This window comes from Lactobacillus fornicalis (assembly GCF_055362665.1).
Map to the genome: position 1 here is coordinate 1 of NZ_JBLTIM010000053.1, position 3,729 is coordinate 3,729.

The following is a 3,729-nucleotide window of genomic DNA, read 5'->3' on the forward strand; positions in this document are numbered from 1 at the left end:
TGATTGCTTCATCTAATTTTGCTTTTGGGTCTCCTTGTTTATCACGACCATATTTTTTATATATATAGCCACGGTCAATTATCTTAGTTTTTATGTTTTCCATTGTTAGTCCTTTTCTAAATATTGAATTATCATTGCAGTTTCTTCTTTAGTAAAAAATGGTTGTTTATAATCAACTTCTTTATATAGCTGGGAAATATGCTCTAAGGCTTTATCTAACACATCCATAATTGCTAGTTCTTTCTAAATATTGAATTTCAAGTTGTTCTTTATCATCGTCGTAAAAACTTGAAAGAACCGTGTTTCCTTCTAAGAATTTCAAAAGTGCGGTTATAAATTCTTTAAAGTCATCGTTAAGAGCATCTTTTTCAAATTCAATTTCAACTGTCTTAATCATTTATTTTCCCTTCTTCGCCTCTCTAATAAATTCTTTGTATAAGTCCTGAACTGGAATGCTACAACCTGTTTTTGCCAGCCATTTTTGCCAGTCTTTTTCGGACAAAAAAGTCAAGTTATCAATGTTAGCTGCTATAGCTCTTCTATCTAGGTTTAGTTCTGCTTCAAATACTCTGATAAATGCGCTTGTCGCTAATATAAATTGCCATACATCTAAGTCTTTCAAGCCTTGCGCTTGTTTGATAATTTTAATTTCTTGTTCAAGTGTTAATCTTTTCATCTATGCCACCCTCTCAATCATTGCTCTTCATAATCGCTGTATCTTTCCACCTTGAATGGTGTTTCTCGTAAGTACTCAAGTGATACATCGTGTAAATATGACCATTTACCTCTTGGCTTTTTGAATAAGATTGCTTTCCATAAAGGGATAAATTCTAGTAAGAATGTATGATTTTGAACGAGAATTCTCATAGTTTCTTGGGGATTTTGACTAATTATGTAGCCGTCATAACATCCACCACTTTTGCCGTTAAAAACAACTCGACAAACACTGTATTTTTCAGTCATCACTAATTAGCCTCTCAATCGTGTAATGAATATGAACAGCTCGATTGACCATCAATGTTGAATTTGAGCGTGCTATGCTTCAAATTAAATGGTGTTACGCTTGCGCCTTCAACCTCAATAGTGTTGTCTGGATTAATATTAATTGTGATTTTTGTTGGTAAATCATTCTTAAATCGACCAGCGTCATTTAATTTTTTAAAAGCTTCGTTTTCATCTAAAGCAACTAATGCATTTTTTAAATTCGTTTTAATTAATTCCTTGTATTTATCCATTAAGCAGCTCTCTCAATCATTGGTAAAATATCGTGTCTTTTAAGTAGTTCATATAAGCCTAAGCGTCCTTTTTGAGTCCACTTGGTATTCATCACGTTCATTGTTGAGCCATCTTTTTTAGTTACTTGCTTTGTACTCGATGAAGTCCAGCCAAGGCTTTGATAGTTGCTGTATAAAAGCCAACTCTTACCTTGCTTAAATTGAACTTTAAGGTTGTGAAGCAACTTATTAAATTGCATTGCACTCATTCCATAGTCCTTAGCAATCACTGATACAGTTATTAATTCTTTGTTTGCTAAGATTTCATCTAAGTAACTAGCCTTAGGTTTTAATTCAGCAACCTGTTGTTCTGCAATCAATCTACCTTCACGTTCTTCTTTCAATTGAGTAGCAAGCTTAATTAATGTGTCTGGGTTATATAAAGCTTCTTCAATTTTTTCATCAGTAAGATACCCACCGTGTTTACGAATAGCAGGTAAGACTTCACTAGTTACCCAGTGCTTAAACTTCTTGGCAGTTGGTAACTTGCTGGAAAGAATTAAGCTGTAAAGGCCTGATTCGTTAATTGCTACTGCAGATTGGTTTCTGCCGATGGAGTCGCGAATTGCTACCCCATCTTTTTTGTCTTCTTCATCAACGTGTTTCATAAGTGTATCTCGGCTATTCTTATAGCCAAGAACTTTAGCCACATCTTTACCAACGAAATACGGTTCGTTATCAATAGTTAGTGTTCTGATATCTGTACCGTTAAAATTAAAAATTTGTAAATCAGTCATATGATTTCCCTCACTTCCGTTTTTTTTATTTTGTAATACCGTCGTAAAATGCGACGCTTTCAGGTGTCTCCATTTTGGCGACCACTACCCTGATTCAGGGGACTGGTTATGTATACGTACTGACTCGGTAATTTGCCGACTCAGGCAATTGAATCTGAGATACCATTTTGGTACTTCAGCTAGGTCGCCCTGAATTGGGGCGTCCATTAACGGTGAACAAAACGTTCATCGTTAAAAAGTACCGTTTTGGTAGTTTTGACACCCTAAGCTGAACTTAGGTCGTTAATTTTTACCAGAAACTAATTTTGATGCATCAATATTTCCATTTTTCTTGAGTGGAGATACAACGCTGTCTGGACTTACCTTTTCATTGGGTAAGTCTTTTTTTATACCTTTTTCCATATCCATATTCCTTCCTACTTAATTCCTAAATCTGAAATAATTTTCAGAATTAACTTGTTATCTTTAGGACGAGAACGATAACCACTTAATACTTGAGATAACTCTTGTCTAGTAATTCCATACGAAACTGCTAATTCAGCAATGCTAATGCCGTTATCTTTCAAGAATTGCTTGATTTTATTTCGCCCTGGTTCCATTTCAGGCATATTGCTCACCTCTTTGTTTTTTTATTTGTAAACAAAAATGTAAACACTATAGGTTAAATTTCTATTGACAAATCACACCCAAAGACTAAAATTAAGGTATAAAAAATAAACGGTAACGCCAATTATCCGTGTTTATTTTTTAGAAAATTTGCACAATATAAAAATAACGTTTTTGTTTCGGTTTTTGTTTCGTTTACAAAAAATATATTAAACCCATAGTGTGAAATAGTCAACACAAAAACGCTTATTTTTTACACCTATTGTGTGAGAAAGTAGGAGAAATGTTGATATGACGCCCTTTGAAAAGATAAAAAAATATTGTAAAGAGCATGGTACTTCAATTCAAGAATTAGCAGAAAAGTCTGGAATAAGTGCTGGCACTATCTACAATTGGAAGCATAAAACCCCATCTACTACTAGCTTAGAAAAGATGGCATCTGTAATGAATGTAAGTGTATCCTCTCTTTTTACAGATGCAGATGAAAGTTCTAACAATGAAGTAGATCTAAACAATAATGCTAATCTTTATTTCTATGATGGTAAACCGATACCTAAGGAGGATATGGACTATGTCCGTGGATTACTTAAACATCTTGGCGAAGCAAGAAACAATTAATTATTTAATTGATTTTGCCACCAAAAATAATATTGCTGTTTCATTGCAGCATGAATTACCACCTGATTACCCCTCCGTTTCAAGTGTGGAGGATAGAGCTATTTATATTAATTCAAATGCTCCTAATGCACCTTTGCAGTTTGCCCATGAATTAGGTCATATTCTTAACCAAGATTCAGGTGTTTTATACTTCACTGCATTAAGTGCAATCAAAACCGAAGCTGAAGCTACTAAGACTGGATTGTCAATTCTTCTTGATTATTATCTACAAGAAAATGATATTGATGATTTTAATATCGATAACTTTATTAAGCTTTATCAGGTGCCTACCCAGTTTGTTGATTATATTTATAAATTAATTAACAAATAAAAAAAGGCACCCCATACGGAGTGCCTCGATTACATCATTGGTCCCAGTCTTTATGAAAGAAAGGAATATTTATATTATATGCCAAAACAAGATAAAAAGCTAGTTAATCCTTTATCTGAGGGGA

The 3,729-nt window shown here is 33.8% G+C and carries 8 protein-coding genes; 2 read left to right on the plus strand and 6 right to left on the minus strand.

The window, feature by feature from the left end; translation table 11 throughout:
* Window positions 1-211 precede the first annotated feature (211 nt).
* From ACNDLV_RS07705 to ACNDLV_RS07730, 6 genes are all read right to left on the minus strand, one after another.
* The gene (locus tag ACNDLV_RS07705; RefSeq protein WP_006587417.1) at window positions 212-397 is read right to left on the minus strand and encodes a hypothetical protein; all 186 of its coding nucleotides are present in this window, start codon (window positions 395-397) and stop codon (window positions 212-214) included.
* Window positions 398-676 (minus strand): hypothetical protein, encoded by a 279-nt coding sequence (locus ACNDLV_RS07710; RefSeq protein WP_006587418.1) that lies wholly within the window; start codon window positions 674-676, stop codon window positions 398-400. It lies immediately after the preceding gene.
* 17 nt (window positions 677-693) lie between these two features.
* Window positions 694-963, minus strand: a complete 270-nt coding sequence (locus ACNDLV_RS07715; protein WP_265678523.1) for a hypothetical protein — start codon at window positions 961-963, stop codon at window positions 694-696.
* Between the two features lie 14 nt (window positions 964-977).
* Complete coding sequence (locus ACNDLV_RS07720) at window positions 978-1,235, minus strand: hypothetical protein (RefSeq protein WP_006587420.1); 258 nt, start codon at window positions 1,233-1,235, stop codon at window positions 978-980.
* Window positions 1,235-2,011, minus strand: a complete 777-nt coding sequence (locus tag ACNDLV_RS07725) for a phage antirepressor KilAC domain-containing protein (RefSeq protein ID WP_048588330.1) — start codon at window positions 2,009-2,011, stop codon at window positions 1,235-1,237. Before ACNDLV_RS07725 ends, ACNDLV_RS07720 begins: the two co-directional genes overlap by 1 nt.
* Before the next feature lie 416 nt (window positions 2,012-2,427).
* Window positions 2,428-2,619, minus strand: a complete 192-nt coding sequence (locus ACNDLV_RS07730; protein WP_022091223.1) for a helix-turn-helix domain-containing protein — start codon at window positions 2,617-2,619, stop codon at window positions 2,428-2,430.
* A gap of 289 nt (window positions 2,620-2,908) precedes the next feature.
* Here ACNDLV_RS07730 and ACNDLV_RS07735 point away from each other — a divergent pair, with 289 nt between their 5' ends.
* Both ACNDLV_RS07735 and ACNDLV_RS07740 read left to right on the plus strand, forming a co-directional pair.
* The gene (locus tag ACNDLV_RS07735) at window positions 2,909-3,235 is read left to right on the plus strand and encodes a helix-turn-helix domain-containing protein (RefSeq protein WP_034530292.1); all 327 of its coding nucleotides are present in this window, start codon (window positions 2,909-2,911) and stop codon (window positions 3,233-3,235) included.
* Window positions 3,189-3,605 (plus strand): ImmA/IrrE family metallo-endopeptidase, encoded by a 417-nt coding sequence (locus tag ACNDLV_RS07740; protein WP_006588910.1) that lies wholly within the window; start codon window positions 3,189-3,191, stop codon window positions 3,603-3,605. The genes ACNDLV_RS07735 and ACNDLV_RS07740 overlap by 47 nt, the downstream gene beginning before the upstream one ends.
* The last annotated feature ends 124 nt before the right edge of the window (window positions 3,606-3,729 follow it).

What these genes read in the sequence shown, in the direction of transcription:
- ACNDLV_RS07705 (WP_006587417.1), bottom strand. Translation starts at nt 397, where the DNA reads ATGATTAAGACAGTTGAAATTGAATTTGAAAAAGATGCTCTTAACGAT.
- ACNDLV_RS07710 (WP_006587418.1), bottom strand. Translation starts at nt 676, where the DNA reads ATGAAAAGATTAACACTTGAACAAGAAATTAAAATTATCAAACAAGCG.
- ACNDLV_RS07715 (WP_265678523.1), bottom strand. Translation starts at nt 963, where the DNA reads ATGACTGAAAAATACAGTGTTTGTCGAGTTGTTTTTAACGGCAAAAGT.
- ACNDLV_RS07720 (WP_006587420.1), bottom strand. Translation starts at nt 1,235, where the DNA reads ATGGATAAATACAAGGAATTAATTAAAACGAATTTAAAAAATGCATTA.
- ACNDLV_RS07725 (WP_048588330.1), bottom strand. Translation starts at nt 2,011, where the DNA reads ATGACTGATTTACAAATTTTTAATTTTAACGGTACAGATATCAGAACA.
- ACNDLV_RS07730 (WP_022091223.1), bottom strand. Translation starts at nt 2,619, where the DNA reads ATGCCTGAAATGGAACCAGGGCGAAATAAAATCAAGCAATTCTTGAAA.
- ACNDLV_RS07735 (WP_034530292.1), top strand. Translation starts at nt 2,909, where the DNA reads ATGACGCCCTTTGAAAAGATAAAAAAATATTGTAAAGAGCATGGTACT.
- ACNDLV_RS07740 (WP_006588910.1), top strand. Translation starts at nt 3,189, where the DNA reads ATGTCCGTGGATTACTTAAACATCTTGGCGAAGCAAGAAACAATTAAT.